17 protein-coding genes are annotated in these 19,904 nt (G+C 70.0%); 5 read left to right on the top strand and 12 right to left on the bottom strand.

The genetic code is table 11. The features are described 5' to 3' along the window. Nucleotides 1–47: 47 nt before the first annotated feature. The 6 genes from IEY82_RS22260 to IEY82_RS22235 form a co-directional block, all read right to left on the bottom strand. Nucleotides 48–815 (bottom strand): SDR family NAD(P)-dependent oxidoreductase, encoded by a 768-nt coding sequence (locus IEY82_RS22260; RefSeq protein ID WP_225263512.1) that lies wholly within the window; start codon nucleotides 813–815, stop codon nucleotides 48–50. 205 nt (nucleotides 816–1,020) lie between these two features. After that, nucleotides 1,021–7,239, bottom strand: a complete 6,219-nt coding sequence (locus IEY82_RS22255; protein WP_189126128.1) for an RHS repeat domain-containing protein — start codon at nucleotides 7,237–7,239, stop codon at nucleotides 1,021–1,023. A gap of 35 nt (nucleotides 7,240–7,274) precedes the next feature. After that, nucleotides 7,275–7,469 carry a hypothetical protein gene (locus tag IEY82_RS22250; RefSeq protein WP_189126127.1) on the bottom strand — a complete coding sequence of 65 codons (195 nt, stop codon included), beginning with the start codon at nucleotides 7,467–7,469 and terminating at the stop codon, nucleotides 7,275–7,277. 154 nt (nucleotides 7,470–7,623) lie between these two features. Continuing rightward, a complete protein-coding gene (locus IEY82_RS22245) occupies nucleotides 7,624–8,328 on the bottom strand; it encodes an alpha/beta hydrolase (RefSeq protein WP_189126126.1) in 705 nt (234 codons plus the stop codon). A 17-nt stretch (nucleotides 8,329–8,345) separates the two neighbouring features. Beyond that, nucleotides 8,346–8,636 carry an Rv1322 family protein gene (locus IEY82_RS22240; RefSeq protein WP_189126125.1) on the bottom strand — a complete coding sequence of 97 codons (291 nt, stop codon included), beginning with the start codon at nucleotides 8,634–8,636 and terminating at the stop codon, nucleotides 8,346–8,348. Further along, nucleotides 8,633–10,099 carry a 3-hydroxyacyl-CoA dehydrogenase family protein gene (locus IEY82_RS22235; protein WP_189126124.1) on the bottom strand — a complete coding sequence of 489 codons (1,467 nt, stop codon included), beginning with the start codon at nucleotides 10,097–10,099 and terminating at the stop codon, nucleotides 8,633–8,635. Before IEY82_RS22235 ends, IEY82_RS22240 begins: the two co-directional genes overlap by 4 nt. A 36-nt stretch (nucleotides 10,100–10,135) precedes the next feature. Between IEY82_RS22235 and nucS the strand changes: the two genes are divergently transcribed. The 4 genes from nucS to IEY82_RS22215 all read left to right on the top strand — a co-directional run bounded on the left by nucS (nucleotide 10,136) and on the right by IEY82_RS22215 (nucleotide 14,405). After that, a complete protein-coding gene (gene nucS / locus IEY82_RS22230; RefSeq protein WP_189126123.1) occupies nucleotides 10,136–10,798 on the top strand; it encodes an endonuclease NucS in 663 nt (220 codons plus the stop codon). Between the two features lie 104 nt (nucleotides 10,799–10,902). Then, the gene (locus tag IEY82_RS22225; protein WP_189126122.1) at nucleotides 10,903–12,213 is read left to right on the top strand and encodes a carotenoid oxygenase family protein; all 1,311 of its coding nucleotides are present in this window, start codon (nucleotides 10,903–10,905) and stop codon (nucleotides 12,211–12,213) included. A gap of 32 nt (nucleotides 12,214–12,245) precedes the next feature. Further along, a complete protein-coding gene (locus tag IEY82_RS22220) occupies nucleotides 12,246–13,718 on the top strand; it encodes an aldehyde dehydrogenase family protein (RefSeq protein ID WP_189126121.1) in 1,473 nt (490 codons plus the stop codon). A 144-nt stretch (nucleotides 13,719–13,862) separates the two neighbouring features. Further along, nucleotides 13,863–14,405 carry a TetR/AcrR family transcriptional regulator gene (locus IEY82_RS22215; protein ID WP_225263514.1) on the top strand — a complete coding sequence of 181 codons (543 nt, stop codon included), beginning with the start codon at nucleotides 13,863–13,865 and terminating at the stop codon, nucleotides 14,403–14,405. 253 nt (nucleotides 14,406–14,658) lie between these two features. Here the strand turns inward: IEY82_RS22215 and IEY82_RS22210 are convergent, their stop codons facing one another. The 4 genes from IEY82_RS22210 to IEY82_RS22195 form a co-directional block, all read right to left on the bottom strand. After that, complete coding sequence (locus IEY82_RS22210; protein ID WP_189126119.1) at nucleotides 14,659–14,976, bottom strand: STAS domain-containing protein; 318 nt, start codon at nucleotides 14,974–14,976, stop codon at nucleotides 14,659–14,661. A gap of 93 nt (nucleotides 14,977–15,069) precedes the next feature. Beyond that, entirely contained in the window at nucleotides 15,070–16,239 is a 1,170-nt protein-coding gene (locus IEY82_RS22205; protein ID WP_189126118.1) for a sensor histidine kinase, read from the bottom strand. A gap of 69 nt (nucleotides 16,240–16,308) precedes the next feature. After that, nucleotides 16,309–17,418 (bottom strand): ABC transporter permease, encoded by a 1,110-nt coding sequence (locus IEY82_RS22200; RefSeq protein WP_189126117.1) that lies wholly within the window; start codon nucleotides 17,416–17,418, stop codon nucleotides 16,309–16,311. Continuing rightward, entirely contained in the window at nucleotides 17,415–18,311 is an 897-nt protein-coding gene (locus IEY82_RS22195) for an ABC transporter ATP-binding protein (protein ID WP_189126116.1), read from the bottom strand. Before IEY82_RS22195 ends, IEY82_RS22200 begins: the two co-directional genes overlap by 4 nt. Nucleotides 18,312–18,439: 128 nt before the next feature. Between IEY82_RS22195 and IEY82_RS22190 the strand changes: the two genes are divergently transcribed. Further along, entirely contained in the window at nucleotides 18,440–19,030 is a 591-nt protein-coding gene (locus IEY82_RS22190; RefSeq protein ID WP_189126115.1) for a cob(I)yrinic acid a,c-diamide adenosyltransferase, read from the top strand. 19 nt (nucleotides 19,031–19,049) lie between these two features. Here IEY82_RS22190 and IEY82_RS22185 read toward each other — a convergent pair whose 3' ends face one another. After that, complete coding sequence (locus tag IEY82_RS22185) at nucleotides 19,050–19,406, bottom strand: DUF2550 domain-containing protein (protein WP_225263517.1); 357 nt, start codon at nucleotides 19,404–19,406, stop codon at nucleotides 19,050–19,052. Between the two features lie 49 nt (nucleotides 19,407–19,455). After that, on the bottom strand, nucleotides 19,456–19,857 hold the full coding sequence (locus IEY82_RS22180) for a F0F1 ATP synthase subunit epsilon (RefSeq protein WP_189126113.1): 402 nt from the start codon (nucleotides 19,855–19,857) through the stop codon (nucleotides 19,456–19,458). Nucleotides 19,858–19,904: the final 47 nt, after the last annotated feature.

Here is a 19,904-nt window from a genome sequence, read left to right as displayed (position 1 = left end):
CCCCCATAGCGGCGACCGGTTTTCCGGAGAACGCCTCCCGTCCGAGGTCATTGGGCGGTGGCCGTCATCCCTCCGTCGACGAAGAGCACCTGCCCGGTCATGTACGCCGACGCGGGCGCGGCCAGGAAGACGGCCGGATGGGCCATCTCCTCCGCCGTGCCCCACCGGTGCATGGGCACCCCGGCGATGGTCGACGCGCCGGCCGTCTCGTCCTCCCAGAGGTTGCGGTTGAGATCGGTGGCCGTCCAGCCGGGGCACAGCGCGTTGACCCGGACACCGGACCGCGCCCACTCCACGGCCAGCGATTTGGTCAGCGCGACCACGCCCGCCTTGGCCGCCGCGTAGGGGGCCAGGAACGGCGCGCCCAGCGCCGCCGCCGAAGCGACGTTGATCACGGACCCGGAACCCCTTTCGAGCAGGTGCGGGGCGACCGCGTGGCACACGGCCATGGCGGAGTCGAGGTTGAGCCGCATCAGCTTGTCCCACCCCGACAGGCGCAGGTCCTTGAACTCGACCAGGAAGTTGGACCCGCCGGCGTTGTTGACCACGATGTCGAGCCGGCCCAGCGCGTCGATCGCCCCGTGGACGGCGCCGGCGGCCTCGTCGCGGTCGGTGAGGTCCGCCGGGATCACCACGGCCTCCCGCCCGTGGGCCTCGACCTCCTTGGCCACCTCGGCCAGTGTCGCGGCCGAGCGCGACACGAGCGCCACATCGGCTCCCGCCTCGGCGTAGGCGAGCGCGATGGCCCGACCGATCCCCCTCGACGCCCCGGTGACCAAGGCCTTCTTCCCGCTGAGGTCGAACGCGCCCACCATGCCTCCTCCGCTAGAACCGAACAAGATTCTATGGAGTCACGCGCCGACGGCGCCATGCCCCGCACGACGAACGGCGCACGACGAACGGCGCGGGGCGCACGGCCCCGCGCCGGTCCGCCGGGGCCCGTCAGACGACGGGCCGGTCGGAGGTGGAACGGTCAGAGACTCGAGCGGTCAGAGACTTGAGCGGTCAGAGATCGAGCGGTCAGAAGAAGAGCCCGAAGAGGTCGTCCATCCCGCTCTGGTCGATCCAGCGGGTGACGCGGACCCCCACTTCGGCGATGGAGCCCGCTCTGGTCTGGGCCGGCTCCTGCTGCCACGGCTTGTAGTCCTGCCGCTGCAGCTGGACGGAGCCGTTGGGGTTGGTCGGTGGCCGCCCGTCGGGATACATCCGGCCGTCGCGGTAGACGGTGATGGATCTGGTCTGCTGGGGTTGGCCGTTGATGTTGTAGACCTGTCCCTGCCTGGTGGGCGCGCGACCGGCCTGCGACGGCGCCTCCCGCTGAGCCGCCCGATGGCTGGTCGGCCGGTGGGCCGGCCGTTGCCGGGCGACTCTTTCCGGAGCCCTGCTCGCGCGTCTGCTGCGAGATCTCTCGGCGGCCTTCCGCTGCCGCTTGCTGGCCTTCTGGATCTGGCGACGCGTCTTGGCCGCTCGGCGCTTGGCCGCCTCGGCGGCGGCCTTCCTGCGCTTGGCCTCCGCCGCTTCCTTCGCGGCCTTCGCCTTCTTCCGCCTGGCCAGCTCGGCCGCCTTCTTCTTGGCCTTCTCCTTCGCCTTCTTCTTGGCCGCGGCGGCGGCTCTCCTCTTGGCCAGCTCGGCCGCCTTCTTCCTGGCCAGCGCGGCGGCGCGCTTCCTGGCCAGCGCGATGGCGGCGCGCCTGGCCGCGGCCTGGGCGAGCCTCCGGGCGATGACCTGCGCCGCGATCCTGGCCGCGATGCCGACGGCGAACCAGATGAGCTGCCCGTCTGCGTCGCTCATCGTGACCGGGCTGTTGTTGGCGTAGGCGTAGCCGTTGAGCTGCTGCGGATCGTCCTCGTCGATCACCGGGTCGACGGACAGGAACCGTCCGTTCTTCGCGTCGTACTCGCGGGCCCCGAGGTGGACCAGCCCGATCGACGGGTCCTGCCCGCCTCCGACGAAGCCGCGCTGGCCGGGCCACCATGGAGGTGGCGCGCCCCGGTCCTCACCGAACGGCGTCGTCCGGCGTACGGCCGGCTCGCCGTTGGCGGCGTTGACCGCCGCCTGCGCGGTGCCCTGGTGGTCGGCGGCCAGGAAGTACACCTGGTTGTCCGGTGTGCGCACCGCCACCGGCCGGCCGCCGATGGTGTAGTAGCGGGTGCCCTCGACGACGTTCTTGGCGAGGTCGAGGCGCAGCTCCATGTCGTCGATGTAGAGCGTGGCGTCCGTCGGCGTCTTGCGGAGCAGCCGGTCGCCGTCGGCGTCGTACAGGAAGGAGGTGACCTTGCCCGCCTCGGTCACCGACTGGAGGTTGCCCTCGGCGTCCCAGACCAGGGTCTGGTCGGTGCTGCCGACCTTGCGCCTGATGGTGTTGCCGGCCTCGTCGTAGGCGAAGGTGTCGGTGCCCGCCGACCGCACGGCGTGCGGCTGCTTGGCCCCGGCCGCGGGATAGGTGTAGGAGCGGACCGACTCCGCGTTGCCGCCGAACGCGTGCTTGGTCTCCTTCGTCCGGTTGCCGGTGGAGTCGTAGGCGTAGCTCGTCGCGTAGGGCGCGACACCGCCGATCTTGTCCGACCGCGGCGTGCCGCTCGCGCAGTCGTCGGTGGCCGTCCACGCCGAGGTCAGGCGGCGCAGATGGTCATAGGTGAAGCACTGGGTGTCCCTGGACTGCCCGCCGGCCAGGTCCCTGATCTTGCTGATGTTGCCCACCGGGTCGTAGGTGTAGTTGAGATCCAGGTCGCTCGACGCGGCGCCGTCGCGGTCCAGCCTGCTCCGGGTCAGCCTGCGGGTGATCTCGTCGTGGGTGTAGGTGAGCCAGGCCTTCTTGCCGCCGGTGCTCAGCTCGTGCTGGAGCGTCTCGCCCAGCTTGGAGTAGCGGGTCGCCGTGACGTACGACGACAGGCCCGTCACCTTGGTCGGCTGGCTGAGCCCGTCATAGGAGTAGACGACCGACTCCGCCTCCAGCCCGCCCGCGGCCGGGAAGCTGATGGACTGGACCTGGTCGTCGGTGGTGTAGCGGGTGTTGAGCACGTACGAGCCGGCCAGCTTGCCCTCGCGCGCCGGCACGGTGACGGTCTGCCGCAGGGTGCGGTACTCGACGTCGATCGCGTTGATCTCCGCCTTGTACGCCTGGCCGTCCACGTAGCGGATGCTGGCGTTCTGGTGTCCCTTGGCCAGCGCGTCGTACTTCCACTCCGCCAGCAGCGGACCCGTCGTGGAGCCCTCGCGCAGCTCCCGCTTACGGCCAAGCTCGTCGTAGACGTAAGCCAGGGTCTTGCCCCGGGCGTCGGTGGTGGTGGCGATCTCGTCGGCGTCGTTGTAGGTGAAGGTCGTGACGCCCTTGTCCGGGTCCTCGGTCCTGATCTCCCGGCCGCGCAGGTCGTAGTGGTAGCGCCACACGTTGCCCGCGTGGTCGGTCACGCTGGCCAGCCGGCCCGCCGCGTCGTAGGCGTACTTGGTCGCCTCGTACTCGCCGGTCGGCGTGGCCCCCTTGTACTGGCGCAGCTCGACCAGCCGGTCCTCGGCGTCGCCGATGCTGGTGGTGGCCGTGCCTCCGGGCGGAGGCGTCACGTCGATCCGGTCGCCCTTGTGGGTGGCCGAGGCGCGCCACTTCTCCACACCCTTGGCCAGCAGCACCTGCGCGCTCAGCTCGCCGGTCCCGTCGTAGACCGAGGCGAGCTGGCTCGGGACGTCGGTGTCGGCCACCCCGAGCAGGTCGGTGCCCGGCACGCCGGTGCTGAAGTAGCCGCTGTTGGCCTTGGCCACCTCGCCGAAGGAGTTGTAGAAGGTGTCGGTGATCGTACGCCCGTCGCGCAAGGCCGGATCCTGCGTCAGGTCGTCGCGGGGTGCGGGCTCCTGGGTCTGGCGGGAGCGGAGCAGGCCGTCGTACAGCTCGTGGCTGGTCGTGTAGAGGCCGTCCGCCCCCAGGGTCTTGGTGGTGACGACGCTGGGGCCGTTGTCGCGGGTCAGATAGGAGTACTCCGTGCTGGGCGACTGACCGGCCGCCTTGCTGCGGTCGCTCTGCCACACCTTGACCAGACGGCCGAGCGCGTCGTGCTCCATGTCGGTGCGCCGGTTGTTGGCGTCGATCTCGGCCACGGGCTCGCCCCAGGCCGGCTCGATGAACGTGCGCTCCTCGTGGCCGAGGGGGTTGGTCTCCTTGACCTCGGTCACCGGGGCGCCGGCCACCGGCGTGTAGGTGGTGGTGACCTTGGTGCCGACCGAGTCGATCTCGCTGGTCATCCGCCCGTACACGTCGTACGTGCGGACGGCGTCGTTGACGGTCGCGCCGTCTCCGGACACGACCTCCTGGACGGTGGTGACGTCGCCCTTGACCGGCGCCTGCCCGTACGCCCGGCCGTCGTAGTGCACCCGCTCGTCGGAGAGCACGTCGTCGGCGGCCAGCGTGGCCACGCCGGTGCCGCATCCGGCGGCGACCTTGTGGATCCTGCTGGTGTAGTCGAGCAGCCAGTTCGCCGCGTCGCGGGCGTAGGTGTAGCGCGTGCACTGGTCGTCGGCGGCGGTCGCCAGGTCACCCTTGTCGTCGACCTGGGTGAGCAGGCCGTACTGGTCGAAGGCCCGCTCCTCCCCGGTGCGCCGCCAGGTGCCGCCGTTCAGCGCGGTGCGGGTGACCATGGACTTGGCCTGGACGATGTGCGCGGCCTTGGTGACGCCGCCCTGGGTGGACTCGGCGGTCTTGAGCGACCACGGCTCCTCGGTCGTCGCGGTCGCGATCGCGCCGCCGTCTCCGTCGTAGAGGATCTCCTCCCGTTCGAAGCCGCTCAGCTGGTCGTGGTCGTCGAGCTTGCGGCCCTCGCTGTCCTCGACCTGGGCGCTGCGCTTGGTGCCGTCGGCCAGGCGGTCGCCGTGCATGCCCCGGAAGTACCTGAACTCCGTGAGCTGGCGCCTGCCGTCCTGCCCGTCGCCCTCGCGGACCCGTACCCGGCCGAAGCCGCGCCAGTCAGCCCAGGTGCGGTGCTCGGGCTTGACCAGGATGTTGTCGGCGTAGTGCCAGGCTGCGCCGTCGAGATACTCGTAGTCGGTGACCACCGTCGGCGACCCGGCGACCCGGTCGATCTCCAGCGTCTGGGCCACCACGTACTTGTGGAACCAGTCCGTGACCTCGGGCTCGTCCGCCGGCGCCCACCGTTGCGGGAAGCAGCGCCGCGTGTTGCGGTCGGCGGCCGGCAGCTGCCCCGGCCGGCACTCGGCGGGGGCGTAGTTGACCCGGAGCTGCCCGCCGCTCTCGTTGTTCACCGCCTGGACCCGCCACTTGATCAGTGGCGCGCGGCCTTCGTCCGAGTCGACCCGGTTGGGCAGCTGGACCCCGGCGAACGTGATGGCGGGCAGCGAGATGGTGCCGCCCACGTGGCCGGTCTGCTGGATGGACGCCAGCCACAGCGAGGGGCTGAGCCCGTCGCCCGTCGCGGGGAACGAGTGCGTCAGCGTCCAGGAGTCCACCGCGTAGTGCTGGCCGGAGGCGTTGAGCACCTGGGTGGTGACCTTGGCCAGCCGCTTGCGGGTGAAGAACGTCGGCGACAGCCGGTCGGTGCACTTCTCCCCGGAGTTGCAGATCTGGTCGAAGGGGACGTCCGGCCAGTGGCTCGCGGTCTCCTTCTTGAGCTGGTCGGGCGCGCAGGTGACGGCTCCGCTTGGGACGCACCGCTCGGCCGTGTCGAACAGGACACGGGCCGCGGGCGACCTGGTGAACAGCTCACCCTGCAGGTAGCCGTAGTCGATCCGGGCCAGGTAGCCGCCGCGGACGTACCCGGTGCCCTGCTCGGGCTTCATGTCGCGGCCGTAGTGGTTGGTCTCGGTCGCGTACCAGTAGGTGGTGGCGTTGCCGTGGGTGTCGACCGCGAGATCGAGGTTCCACCGGTAGGCCTGCTGGCACCAGGCGGCGGTCCGGTCGCTCTTGTAGCAGGGCTCACCGCTGTTGTTGCCGAACACCGGCACCGTCCAGACCGACTTGGTCTCCGGCTTGCCGGTGGCCCAGCCGGGCAGGCGGCCCAGGCCGAAGGTGTACTGGACGCCCTCCTCGTCGGTGACCCGCCAGTACTCGCCGTCGTTGTCGCCGTTGACGGCTCCCTTGAGGTATTCGACCCGGGTGCCGTCGTCACGCTTGGGCCGCCACTGCTTGGTCGTGGCGTCCTTGACCAGTTCGACGGACGAGTTGCCGAGGGCCAGGGTCGCGTTCTCCTGGTCCCAGCACAGGTCGCCGGTCTTCTTGCCGTCGAGCATGCACGACTTGTAGCGGCGCTCGATGTAGCCGCCGGGGCTCAGCTCGAAGCCCTCTCCGGCCCAGGACGACTGGTTGTTGGTGGACGCGGTACGGCCGTCCACGCTCTGGGAGGAGTAGGCGAGCGACATCTCCGGCGCGTCGTCGCCCAGTGCGGGCGGCGAGCGCAGGCCGTACGACCAGCTGAAGTCGCCCGACTGGGTGCCGACGCTCCAGTCGGCGGAGGGGCTGAGCGAGGTGGCCGCGTGGTCGCCCGACGGTCCCGAGGGCGCGGCGGCCAGCGCGTACAGCGCGGGCAACTCGACGTCGGCGGTCAGGGTGCCGGCCTTGGCGTCGTTCTCACCGGGCACCGGCACGGGCAGCGGGCAGGCGGTGCCCGGGGCCGCCGCGGCGGCGTTCAGGGCGCACTCGTCGAGCCGTACCAGCCGGAGCCGGGCGCCGTAGTCGCCGCCGAAGGCGTGCCGGAAGCCGGAGTAGTCGATCTGGACGCGGGTCCTGCCGCTGGTGGCCGTGATTCCCTGGCCGGGGGTCAGCCGCAGGGCGAGGCCCAGCCGGCCGGTCGGCGCGGCGTCGAGCAGCTCGACGCGGACCCGCTCGGGAGCGGTTGCCGATGCCTCAGCGGACTCGCCCGCCGGCTTCTTCGCCGACGCCTTCGCCTCGGCGACGCGGACCGGGAAGTCGGCCGCCAGGGTACGGGCGTCGCCGCTCGTCGAGAGCTCGACCGTCCGCGGCTTCGGCCAGCCGACGCCCGGTGGAGCCTTCCACGCCTGTTCCCGGGCCGGATCGGCCTCCCGGGGCAGCACCGGGACCGGCTTGCCACGGACCGGCGTCTCCTTCTGCACGGCCGGAGCGGCGGCCGGCGCGGCACTCGCGGGCACGGCGGGGGCCAGGGGGAGGACGACGACGACGGCGAGCAGCGTGGTCAGCCATCGGGGCCACGGCGACTTGCGCAGCGGCTGCTCCTGAAAACGATTCCAGTGGGATTCCGGCAGGTCTAAATCGGTCGGCACGTCCATGCGAACCTCACGGATCAGTGGAGGGGGGGTTACCGGGCGGCTGGCTGGAAGATCTGCGCGGCGCTGATCACGCCGTCGTGGGCGCGGACGGCGTCAACGGTCCCTGGCCGGTGGCCGGTGAAGGCGCCCGCATGCTCGAAGCGGCCCGCCCGCGAGGGGCCGGCCGCGTTCCACGTGATGGTGAGAAGTCCCCAGTAGACGTGGATGCCAGACTCAGCGGCCACTCCGGCGTCTCCACGATCTTCACTTGACATTCGGATTGTGACTCCGGCAAAGCCATCCGTCCATATCCAAATGACAGATTTCACCAGAAATCCAAGCATCCTGGAGAAAAACACCAGTGATCACATACGAGGCGAGAAGATCTTCGCCGGAAGATCAGACCTCGGTCGGCAGCGGGTACGCGCCCGGGTTGACCCGCTTGACGATCTCGTTCAGGACCACGCGCACCGACGGCTCCCCCACCCACAGGTGCTTGGCCCCGTCGACCCCGATGACCTCGGCCTGCGGCACCCGCGCGAACCGCCGCCGGGCCTCCTCGGGCCGCAGGTAGTCGTCGAGCTCCGGCACCAGGGCCACCAGCGGCCGCCCGAAGCGCGCCCAGGCGTCGAGGTCGTCGTCGGTGGCCCGGTGCAACGGCGGCGACAGCAGGATGGCGCCCTGCACCACCGGGTCGTGCGCCCACTTCAGGGCCAGCTCGGTGCCGAAGGACCAGCCCACCACCCAGATGTGCGGCAGGTCATGGAACTCGGCGTACTCCAGGGCGGCCGCCACGTCGAAGCGCTCGCCCTCCCCCTTGTCGAACTCGCCCTGCGACGTGCCCCGGTCGGACGACGTGCCGCGGGTGTTGAAGCGGAGCACCGCCAGGTCCGCGAGGGCGGGCAGCCGGTTGGCGGCCTTCTTGTAGACGTGGCTGTCCATGAAGCCGCCGTGGGTGGGCAGCGGGTGCAGGGTGACCAGCGTGGCCACCGGCGGCCGGTCGAGGGGTCGAGCCAGCTCGCCGACCAGGGTCAGGCCGTCGCCGGTGTGCAGCTCGATCGGCTCGCGATGGGCGGGCAGCACCGTCGCCGCGCGAATCTCCACGGGGGTCCTTTCGGTCGTCAGTAACGGCTGCGGCCGGGGCCGCGGTCAAGTCTCTTGCGCCAGCAGGCCCGGTGCCAGTGGCGGCGCTCCTCGTCGCCGCCGGTCCAGTTGGGCCAGCAGACCAGATGCGGCTGGCCGGCCGCGATCTCCTGGTCGCAGCCGGGACATCGGTAGCTCTTGCCCGAGGTCGCGCCCGTAAGCATGCGCACCTTCCACTCGCCGTCCGGCCATTCCTCGACCTGGTCGGCGCTCCGGGGGAAGGCGACAGGGCGGGAGGACTCCCTGCGACGGGCGCGACGAGGGCTCATGGCCGGGGGAAGGCCGTCATGCCGGCGGTGACCAGCTGGTCGAGCAGCGGAGCCGGGGCGTAGGCGGGCTCGCGATGCTCGGCGTAGAGCGCGCGCAGCCCGTCGCGGACCCGGGCCAGGCCCAGTGACTCGATCATCTCGAACGGCCCCGCCGGGTAACCGCAGCCAAGACGCATGGCGGCGTCGATGTCCGCGATCGAGGCGTAGCCCGAGTCGTACATCCGGACCGCGTCGTTCAGATAGGGGTAGAGCAGCGCGTCGACGACGAACCCGGCCCGGTCCTTGCACGGCACCGGGGTGCGTCCGATGGCCGCCATCAGGCCGGCGGCGGCACGGGCGGCCTCGGGCGAGGTGAGCACCGTGGCGGCCAGCTCGGCCACCTGGTCGCCGACGAGGTGGACACCCACCAGCGAGGAGGGGCGGCGCACGCGTACGGCGTGCTCGACCACCGGCCGGTCGGAGAGCCGGAGCAGCACGTCGGGATCGTCCGACTCGGCGAACCCCGCCTTGACCAGCGCCTCGGCGATCGAGGAGGTGTCGTCGCCGGCGACGCCGAAGGTGACGCCGGCGACCCGCTCCGGCTCGCGCGGCGCGGTCTCGTCACCGGGGAAGCCGTGGAAGCCGTGGAAGCCGCGGCCGGTCTTGCGGCCGAGCAGCCCGGCGGTGACCAGCTCGCGCAGCACCGGCGCCGGCGCGTGGCGACGGTCGCGGGTCTCGTCGAACAGCACGCCCATGATCTCGTAGGCGGTGTCCAGCCCGATCAGGTCGAGCAGCGCGAACGGCCCCATGGGCAGGCCCACGCCGAGTCGCATGGCCGTGTCGATCTCGTCGCGCCCGGCCAGGCCCAGGTCGAGCAGCACGGCGGCGTGGTTGAGGTAGGGCAGGAGCAGCCGGTTGACCACGAACCCGGCCCGATCGCCCACCGTCACGGGGGTCTTGCCGAGCCGTACGGACAGCTCGGTGATGCCGGCGACCACCGAGGGCTCGGTCACCACGGTGCCCACGACCTCGACCAGCCTCATCACGGGCGCCGGGTTGAAGAAGTGCATGCCGACCACCCGGCCGGGACGCCCCGTCGCGGCGGCGACGGCGGTGACCGACAGTGAGGAGGTGTTGGTGGCCAGCACGGTCTCCGGCTTGCAGATGCGGTCGAGATCCTCCAGCAGCGACACCTTGTAGTCGAGGATCTCGGGGATCGCCTCCACCACGAGGTCGGCGTCGCGCAGGTCGTCGCGCGAGGTGGTGAGCGTGATGCGGCCGAGGATCTCGTCGCGCTCGCCACCGGTCAGCTTGCCCCGGTCGACCGCGCGGCCGGTGGAGCGTTCGAGATGACCGCGCCCTCTGGCCAGCGCCTCAGGATCGGCCTCCACGCCGATCACCCGCAACCCCGCCCGCGCGAAGACCTCCGCGATGCCGGCGCCCATCGTGCCGAGCCCGACCACTCCCACCATTTCAAACACCATGTGTCCAGTTTTCCAGAGCCGGTAGGGTGGACCGTCATGCGGCTGGTCATTGCGCGGTGCAGCGTGGATTACATCGGACGGCTCACGGCACATCTGCCGATGGCGCCAAGGCTGGTCCTCATCAAGGCCGACGGCAGCGTGTCGATCCACGCCGACGACCGCGCCTTCAAACCGCTCAACTGGATGAATCCTCCGTGCAAGCTCAAGGAGGACGGCGCGACCTGGACGGTCACCCATGGCAAGACGGGCGAGAAGCTCGTGCTGACCATGGACGAGATCCTGCACGACTCCAGCCATGAGCTGGGCGTCGACCCCGGCCTGATCAAGGACGGCGTCGAGGCCCACCTGCAGGAGCTGCTCGCCGAGCACATCACCACGCTGGGTCCCGGCTACTCCCTGATCCGCCGCGAGTTCATGACGGCGATCGGCCCGGTCGACATCCTGTGCCGCGACGCGGGCGGCGCGACCGTGGCGGTCGAGATCAAGCGGCGTGGCGAGATCGACGGCGTTGAGCAGCTCACCCGCTATCTGGAGCTGCTCAATCGCGATCCGCTGCTCTCCCCGGTGCGCGGGGTGTTCGCCGCCCAGGAGATCAAGCCGCAGGCCCGGGTGCTGGCCGCCGACCGCGGCATCGACTGCGTCACCCTCGACTACGCCGCGCTGCGCGGCATCGAGCCGGAGAACCCCACGCTCTTCTGACGTCCCGTCCGTACGGCCGCTCCCGCGGTCATGCCCGATATTCCAACATTGACAGGTCTTACGTAGAAGTTCTACGTTCGACATATCACGATTGGAGTGTTGCCATGACCACCCCCTACTACCTGAGCGGCACCCTGGCGCCCGTCCCCGACGAGACCGACGCCCACGACCTGCCCGTCACCGGCGCGCTACCGCCCGAGCTGGCCGGACGCTACTTCCGCAACGGGCCCAACCCACGGCCGGGCGAGAATCCCGGTCACTGGTTCGCCGGTCACGGCATGATCCACGGGATCCGGCTCAACGAGGGCCGCGCCGAGTGGTATCGCAACCGCTGGATCCGCACCAAGAAGTTCACCGACAACGCCCCGTTCCTCGGCGACCAGGGGCTCGACCTGGCGGCCGTCACGGCCAACACCCACGTCATCAGGCACGGCGAGCGCATCCTCGCCCTGGTCGAGAACGGCCTGCCGTACGAGGTGACGCCGGAGCTCGCCACGGTGGGCCCGTGCGACTTCGGCGGACGGCTGACCACGGCCATGACCGCGCACCCCAAGCAGGATCCGGTCACCGGTGAGCTGCACTTCTTCGGCTACGGCTTCTTCCCGCCGTTCGTCACCTACCACCGCGTGTCCGCCGGCGGTGAGCTGGTGGAGAGCCGGGAGATCGAGGTCGCCGAGTCGACGATGATGCACGACTTCGCGGTCACCGAGCACTACCTGATCTGGCTGGACCTGCCCGTGGTCTTCGACCTCGAGCGCGGCGCGATGCCCTACGCCTGGCGGGAGTCCTACGGTGCGCGCATCGGCGTGACGCCGAGGGCGGGCGGGCCGACGCGCTGGTTCGAGATCGACCCGTGCTACGTCTTCCACGTCGGCAACGCGTGGGAGGACGCGGAGGGACGGATCGTGCTGAACGCCGCCCGCTACGCCGGCCAGAGCTTCGGCACACTGTGGGATCGCATCAGCGGCGCGCAGGACCCCGCCGGGCAGGCGGCCACCATGTTCGACAGCGTGCTGCACCGATGGACGCTCGACCCGGCGACGGGCAAGGTCGTGGACGAGTCGCTGGACGACCGGCCAGTCGAGTTCCCCACGTTCAACGACGGTCTGCTGGGCCGCACCAGCCGCTACCTCTACATGGTGAGCGACCAGGCAGTGGTCAAGTACGACCAGCGCTCCGGCGCGTGCCTCACGCACCCGACCGGCGGCCACACGGGCGAGGCGGTCTTCGCGCCGGCGCCCGGGGCCGAGGGCGAGGACGACGGCTGGCTGCTGTCCGTGGTCACCTCCGGCGACGCCTCCCGGCTGCTGGTGCTCGACGCGAGCGACCTTTCGGAGGTGGCCTCGGTACGGCTGCCGCGCCGTGTCCCGGCCGGCTTCCACGGATCGTGGTTCGAGGACCAGACCGCCCCCTAGTAAGCGTCAGCTTACAGGTCTATCGTGACGCCATGACGACGCTGACCTTCGACTCACTCAATCCGGCGACCGGCGAGATCGTCGGCAGCCATCCGAAGCAGACGGCCGACGCGGTGCACGAGGCGGTCGGGCGGGCCGAGCAGGCCGCCACCTGGTGGTCGGGGCTGTCCCCGGCCGAGCGCAGGCGGCGGCTGCTCGATTACAAGGCGATCATCGCCCAGCACATCAGGGAGCTGGCCGCCCTGGTGCACAAGGAGACGGGCAAGCCGGTGGGCGACGCCACGCTCGAGATCGTGCTGGCGATCACGCACATCGACTGGGCCGCCCGCAACGCGCAGAAGGTTCTGGGCCGGCGCAAGGTGTCGACCGGCATGATCGGTCTCAACCTGTCGGCCACGCTCGAGTACCTGCCGCTGGGCGTCGTCGGTGTGATCGGGCCGTGGAACTATCCCGTTTTCACGCCGATGGGCTCGATCGCCTACGCGCTCGCCGCGGGCAACGCGATCGTGTTCAAGCCGTCCGAGCTCACACCCGGCGTCGGCGTACGGCTGGCGGAGCTGTTCGGCGAGGCGGTGCCGGAGCAGCCGGTGTTCCAGACGGTGACCGGACTCGGCGAGACGGGCGCGGCGCTCGCCGCCGATCCCCGCGTCAAGAAGGTGGCGTTCACCGGGTCGACCGCGACGGCCAAGCGGGTGATGGCGGCCTGCGCCGAGAACCTCACCCCGATCGTGGCCGAGTGCGGCGGCAAGGACGCGTTCATCGTCGACGCCGACGCCGACCTGCGGGCCGCCGCCGACGCCTGCCTGTGGGGCGCGATGTCCAACGCCGGGCAGACCTGTGTGGGCGTGGAGCGGGTCTACGTGGTCGACGCGGTCTACGACGGCTTCATGCGCGAGTTGTCCGACCGGGTGTCCACGATCAAGGCCGGCGACCAGTACGGGCCCATCACCATGCCGGGGCAGCTGGACATCATCAAGCGGCACATCGACGACGCCACCAAGGCCGGAAAAGTGGTGACCGGCGGCCCCGACTCGGTCCGGCCCCCGTACGTCGACCCGGTGATCGTCGAGGACGTGCCCGAGGACTCCCCCGCGGTGCGCGAGGAGACGTTCGGCCCGACCATCACCGTGCGGCGCACCAACGACGTCCACGAGGCGCTGGAGCTGGCCAACGCCTCGGCCTACGGGCTGGCGGGCACCATCTTCTCCGGCAACTCGCGCCGGGCGATGGAGCTGGCCCGCATGATGCGGTCAGGGATGACGGCCATCAATTCGGTCATCTCATTCGCCGGGGTGCCCTCACTGCCGTTCGGCGGCGTCGGCGACTCGGGCTTCGGGCGCATCCACGGAGCCGACGGTCTCAGGGAGTTCGCCAGGCCCAAGGCCATCTCCCGCCAACGCTTCCCGATGCCGGGAATGAATCTCACTTCGTTCGCCCGGGGGGCCGATGAGATTGAGCGACTGATCAGCCTCATCACCTTCTTGCATGGACGACGCAAGAGGTAAACCACACGCTCTTTCCCAAAACGGATCATCCGTCCATAATTGTGTGCTCTGGGGGCCACGATCATGTTGGACGGGTGGAATGTGAACCGGTCTTACCGGGGAATGTCGGCCGAGCAAAGGCTGGCAGACAGACGGGAGCGGCTGATGACAGCCGCCTACACGCTATACGCGAAGCCAGGTTTCGCGGCTACGACGATCGAAAGGTTGTGCTCCGAGGCGCGGATCTCCAACCGCGCCTTCTACGAATGTTTCGGCGGCCGGGAGGAACTCCTTCAGGCACTGCACGAGCGGTGCATCGAGGAAAGTCTCTCCGTGGTCGCCAAGGCATTGGAGGAGGCGCCCGGCACCCTGGCCGGGCGCGTCGAGGCGGGCATCCGAGCCTATATCGGATTCGCGACGGCCGACTGGCGTCGCGCCCGCATCATGCACCTGGAGGTGCGCAGGTCGGGCGACGTCCTGACGCACTCACGACAGCGCGCGATCAAGTCCTTCGCCCAACTCGTGGAGAACGCCTCAACCGATTTCCCACCCGCAGGCACGGTGAACCTGCGGCTGGTAGCTCTCGGGGCAATTGGGGCACTTCAGGAGTTGCTCATCGAATGGCTGCTGGCGGACGACCCGCCGGAGATCGAGGATCTGGTCGGCGTGGCCGTGCACATCTTCGGGCGGTCGCTCGGGCCACCGTGAGATGGCGATCACACATAGTGATTTTCTGAGGGAATGACACGTCAATAATCCGCCCGTTATTCACATATCGGGCGGATTTTTACCACTATCGCCGATGGAAGTGCGTGTTAACGGCTTCCGTTCCCGCCCCATCGAATCACGTTCGGGAAAAGACATTGACCACCCCGGACATACGAGAGCGGGCAACGGCTGATCGTTGCCCGCTCCGATATGGCGCGGTCTCCGGCGGGCTCCGCGGCCCGCCGCCACCCCGTCAGGCCACCGCGGCCGCGGGCACCTCGACGCGAAGGACCCGATTCAGCCGGGTCACCGCGAGGATCCGCATGATCCGCGGGGGCACTCCCCGAAGTACGAGACGGCGTTGCACGCTGAGCGCGCGCCGATGCGTGCCTACGAGAACCCCCAGCCCGGTGGCATCGATCATCTCCAGCTCGGAGACGTCGAGGATCAGGTCGCCCTCGCCGCGGTCGACCGCGTCGTGCAGGTGGGACCGCACGCCGGCGGACGTACCGGCGTCGAGCCGAGCACCGATCCGCACCACCTGGGCCTTCGGATTACCCCGGACCCGCATGCCACCTCCTCAGTCACACCGCGCGTCGGTTCACGCGGCGTAGCCATACCCTGTCACAGGGTGTCGGCAAGGGTCGTCTCCGACACCTGCCCCCTACCCACGAATCGGGAGCGACACGACCGCGGTCAAGGTGAACTCCCCGTCGCCCGTCGGACGGGCGGTCAGTTCCCCGCCCACGGCGGCGATGCGCTCACCCATGCCGCTCAGCCCGCTGCCCAGGTCGGCGACGTGCTGCCGGACCACTCCGTCGTTGCGCACCCGGAGCTCCGCCCGCTCAGCGGTGAAACTCAGCGTGATGTCACAGAAGGTGGCCGAGCTGTGCTTCAGGACATTCGTCACCGCCTCACGCACGGCGTAGGCGAACACCGGGGCCACACCGTCGGGCAGCTCGCGATAGGGCAGGTGAAGCTCGCAGCGGACACCCGCCGCCTCCAGCACGCTCTTCACGCTCTCCAACTCGGCGGGCAGGTCGAGTTCGCGGTAGCCGCGCACCGCCTGCCTCAGCTCGCGCAGCGCCTTCCTGGTCAGCGTGTGGACCTCGGTCATCTCGGTCCTGGCAGGGCTTTCCTCGGCGCCGGACAGGCGCACGGCCAGCCCGGACTTGACCGCGATGAGGGACAACTGGTGTCCGACGAGATCGTGCAGGTCCCGGGCGAAGCGCAGCCGTTCCTCGGCCACCGCCAGCCGGGCGTGCGCCTCCCGGCCCTCGTGGGCCTGCCTGGCCAGCTCATAGATCCAGATCCACAGCCGGTTGGAGGCCGGAAAGCTCACGGCCATCAGCGCGTAGCCGATGACAATGCCGGTGATGCTCGCGCCCGCATCACCGGTCTCCAGAGCCGTCAGGTTCCAGCCGGCCACGACGCTCACCACACCTACCAGGACCGCCACGGCGAACGTCGCCGCCGACAGCGCGACGGCCCGCCGGCCACTGATCCCCACGGTCGCGACCGACAGCCAGACCATCAGCGGCAAGCCCCAGCCGAACGGATCGGCCCCGCCCATGACCAGCGCGAACAGGGCCAGCGCCCCGGCCACCATGATCTGCCTGGAGGCGTACCTGGAGTCGAGCAAGGCGTCCACGATGCGCAGGTAGAGCCGGGAGAAGCAGACGGTGGCGACCAAGGCGGGCCCGACGCGCAACCACTGCGCCGTGCCCATGGCGACCTCGGCGAACATCACCAGAGCGAGGCAGAACCACATCATCACCAGAAACAAAAGCAGCACCCACTTGCTGAGCAGGCGCGCCCGCTTGATCGCGTCCATCCCCACCGCTTCCGTCCAGCCCGCCGAGATCGCGTGCGTCTACTTCACGTACGTCCGCGCCACGACGCGCTACTTGCCGCGCAGGACCTCGCCGAGCCTGACCCTGGCGCCGGTGCGCAGCACCGCCCGCTCGTAGACCTTCGCGGCGAAGGAGAGCACGACCAGCACGGCCAGCACCATGAGCGCCATGGACAGCCCGACCTGCCAGATCGGCACCTCGGTGGCGGCCATCCGCACCGGCATCACCATCGAGGAGAACGGCGGGATCAACGCCATGACGCTGGCCACCGAGCTGGTCGGCTCCGCGGTGGCGTAGAAGGCGACGAAGTAGGCCGCCATGATCAGCATCGTCAGCGGAGACATCACGTTGCCGACCTCCTCCTGGCGCGAGACCAGCGAGCCCAGCGCGGCCGCCAGCGTCGCGAAGAAGGCGTAGCCCAGCACGAACCAGATCAGCACCCCCGCCACGATGCCCGGCATCCCCGGTGGGAAGTCCATCGCGAGACCTGAGGCCAGGGCGGCGGCGACCCCCACTCCGAGGATCGTGACCAGGTTGATCATCCCGAGCGCGCCCAGGCCGAGGATCTTGCCACCGAGCAGCTGCCACGGCCGGATCGAGGTGAGCAGGATCTCCACGATCCGGCTGCCCTTCTCCTCCACCACGCCCATGGCCACCGTCATCGTCTGGCCGATGACGAGCATGAAGAGCACGAGGACCAGCACCACGGCGATCCCGGTGCGCGCCGCCTGGTAGCGGGTGTCGGCGCCCACCGACTCCATCCGCAGCGGCGGGATGTTCACGCCCGCGGCGCCGAGCTTCATCTCCCTGTTCGTGCTCTGCAGCAGGATGCCGAGCTCCGAGTCGATCTCGCCGTCGCTGATCACCTTGACGCCGTCGACGAGCACCGCGTCCACGTCGCCGTCCAGCACCGCTCGCTTGGCGGCCGCCTCGTCGGGGAACGCCCGCCATTCGATCTCCGCGTCCGGCGCGACCGCCTGCAGCGGCAGCTGCTGGGAGTTGACGGTCCCCAGCGTGTAGGTGTCGGGGCCGCCGAAGACCTTCGGCGCGAACGCGGCGGCGCCCACCAGCGCCGCCGTGATGAGCAGGCTGATGACGAACGCCTTGGTCCGGATATGTGTGGCGATCTCCCGTCGCGCCACCAGCAACAACCCGTTCACGCCACGGCCTCCTTGAAGATCTGGGTCAGGGACGGCTGCTCCATGCCGAAGTGCTCGACGTGGCCGGCCTTCGCGGCGCGGCGCAGGATCTCCTGGCCGTCGCCGTCCTGTGCGCGCAGCACGTGCCGGTCGCCGTTGACGGTCACCTCTCCCGGCAGGCCGTCGGCCCAGCCGGGCTCGGGATCGCGCACCACCACGCGAAGGGTGCCGCCTTCGGCGGCCCGCAGCTCCTCGACCGTCCCGGTGGCCACCATCCGGCCGGCGGAGACGATGCCGACCGAGTCGCACAGCCGCTCGACCAGGTCCAGCTGATGGCTGGAGAAGATCACCGGTACGCCGCCCCTGCACCGCTCCTGCAACGCCGTGGCCAGGGTGTCGACCGCCAGCGGGTCCAGTCCGGAGAACGGCTCGTCCAGCACGAGCACCTCGGGGTCGTGCACCAGCGCCACCGCGAGCTGCACCCGCTGCTGGTTGCCCAGGGACAGCGACTCGACCGCGTCTCCCTTGCGCTCGCCCAGCCCGAGCCGCTCGATCAGGTCACCGGTGGCCTTGCCCGCCGCCGCCGGGCTCATCCCGCGCAGCCGGCCGAAGTACTCGATCTGCTCGGCCACCCGCATCTTCTGGTAGAGCCCACGCTCCTCCGGCATGTACCCGAACCCGCGCCGGTCGGCGTACGTCAGCGGCCTGCCCTGCCAGCTCACCGAGCCGGAGTCGGCCCGCAGGACACCCATCACGATGCGCATCGTCGTGGTCTTGCCGGCGCCGTTCGCGCCCACGAAGCCGAACATCTCACCCGGCCGTACCGCGAACCCGATCCCGTCCAGCGCCACCTTGCCCTCGGGCGCGTCAGGCCCGCCCGCGAAGCGCTTACGCAGTTCGCTGATCTCCAACATCAGGTCATCTCCTTCATCATGAATAACATCGTGGCCTGTACGGCATTCGTCCAGGTAGTCGGAGAAGTCACGATCCAGAGGTGCATCCCGCGTCCGCTTCGGATGACATTTGTCATTACGCTGGCTCCATGACGCGCTCAGACAAGGACAAGCCGGTTGTGCTCTCCCGGATCTACACCCGCACCGGCGACGACGGCACCACCGCGCTGAGCGACCTGAGCCGCACCTCCAAGACCGACCCGCGGCTGGCCGCCTACGCCGACGTCGAGGAGGCCAACGCCCACCTCGGCATCGCCCTGTCCCACGGCACGCTCCCCGCCGACCTCGTCGCCGTGCTCATACGCGTCCAGAACGAGCTGTTCGACCTGGGCGCCGACCTGGCGACACCGGTGGTGGCCGAGCCGGAGTTCCCGCCCCTGCGCGTGGAACCGTCCTACGTCGAGTGGCTCGAAGCCCAGTGCGACCGCTTCAACGAGCCGCTCAAGCCGCTGCGCAGCTTCATCCTGCCCGGCGGCGATCCCGCGACGGCCGCGCTGCACCTGGCCAGGGTCACGGTCCGCCGCGCCGAACGCACGACCTGGGCGGCCCTGCAGGCGCACGACGACATGAACCCGCTGACGGCCACCTATCTCAACCGCCTGTCAGACCTGCTCTTCATCCTCTGCCGGGTGGCACACGGCGGCGACGAGATCCTCTGGAAGCCCGGCGGCACCCGCTGAACGACCGCTGAGGGGCGGCTCAGGCGACGTCGAGGTAGGCGCTCGGAGGAGCGGACTCAAGCCAGGCCAGGAAGCCCGTCAGGGCGTCGGCGCTCATGGCGAGGGAGATGCCGCGCGTCGTGCCGCCGCAGTCGATCGCGTAGAGGCCGTTGTCCAGCACGCGCCGGCCCGAAACGACGAGGCCGCGCCTCGCGATAGCGTGGCGCGGCCTCAGTCGCAGACCCATGAGGGGAATCCAATGGAGCTCCCCGTCGGCATAGCGGGCTACCCCGCTCCGCCAGCCGTTGCCGGCCTTTTGCAGGCGACACGGCACACTGCCCCGCGAACGGGCCAGCGTCAGACCCCGAAGGGCCACCAGGACGGCGGCCAGCAGCACACAGATCAGAACCGTCGCTACCAAAGCCGCCCCCTAGGCTCGATGAAAATCAGACCTCTTCGCCCGCCGCGCGCAACCGGGCCTTCGCCCGCTTGGCCTCGATCGCCGCGTCGGCGTCCTCCTGGTTGGCCTCGATCGAGGCCTGGGCCCGGTCGAGAGCGTCACGGGCAGCGGCGACATCGACCTCGGAACCGAGCTCGGCCACCTCGGCGAGCACGGACACCTCGTCATCGGCCACGGAGATGAACCCCCCGTGCACGGCCGCGACCAGATCGCCCTCGCCCTCCCGCTTCACACGCAGCACGCCGCCCTCGACCAGGACGCCGAGCACGGGTGCGTGTTGCGGCATAATACCGATCTCGCCGTCCACGGTCTTGGCAATCACCATGTCGGCCTCGCCCGACCAGATCTCACGCTCGGGTGAGACAACCCCTACGCGTAGCTTCGCCACTTGTGTAGGTTCCTTTCCGATCAGGTGGTGGCGCGACCATGGCCGCA

The organism is Nonomuraea cavernae, assembly GCF_014646355.1.
GTDB lineage: Bacteria > Actinomycetota > Actinomycetes > Streptosporangiales > Streptosporangiaceae > Nonomuraea > Nonomuraea cavernae.
This window is presented reverse-complemented; position numbering and strand designations above follow the sequence as displayed.

What these genes read in the sequence shown, in the direction of transcription:
- IEY82_RS22210 (WP_189126119.1), bottom strand. Translation starts at nt 14,976, where the DNA reads ATGCGGGTCCGGGGTAATCCGAAGGCCCAGGTGGTGCGGATCGGTGCT.
- IEY82_RS22225 (WP_189126122.1), top strand. Translation starts at nt 10,903, where the DNA reads ATGACCACCCCCTACTACCTGAGCGGCACCCTGGCGCCCGTCCCCGAC.
- IEY82_RS22195 (WP_189126116.1), bottom strand. Translation starts at nt 18,311, where the DNA reads ATGTTGGAGATCAGCGAACTGCGTAAGCGCTTCGCGGGCGGGCCTGAC.
- IEY82_RS22205 (WP_189126118.1), bottom strand. Translation starts at nt 16,239, where the DNA reads ATGGACGCGATCAAGCGGGCGCGCCTGCTCAGCAAGTGGGTGCTGCTT.
- IEY82_RS22190 (WP_189126115.1), top strand. Translation starts at nt 18,440, where the DNA reads ATGACGCGCTCAGACAAGGACAAGCCGGTTGTGCTCTCCCGGATCTAC.
- nucS (WP_189126123.1), top strand. Translation starts at nt 10,136, where the DNA reads ATGCGGCTGGTCATTGCGCGGTGCAGCGTGGATTACATCGGACGGCTC.
- IEY82_RS22215 (WP_225263514.1), top strand. Translation starts at nt 13,863, where the DNA reads ATGACAGCCGCCTACACGCTATACGCGAAGCCAGGTTTCGCGGCTACG.
- IEY82_RS22235 (WP_189126124.1), bottom strand. Translation starts at nt 10,099, where the DNA reads ATGGTGTTTGAAATGGTGGGAGTGGTCGGGCTCGGCACGATGGGCGCC.
- IEY82_RS22240 (WP_189126125.1), bottom strand. Translation starts at nt 8,636, where the DNA reads ATGAGCCCTCGTCGCGCCCGTCGCAGGGAGTCCTCCCGCCCTGTCGCC.
- IEY82_RS22220 (WP_189126121.1), top strand. Translation starts at nt 12,246, where the DNA reads ATGACGACGCTGACCTTCGACTCACTCAATCCGGCGACCGGCGAGATC.
- IEY82_RS22260 (WP_225263512.1), bottom strand. Translation starts at nt 815, where the DNA reads ATGGTGGGCGCGTTCGACCTCAGCGGGAAGAAGGCCTTGGTCACCGGG.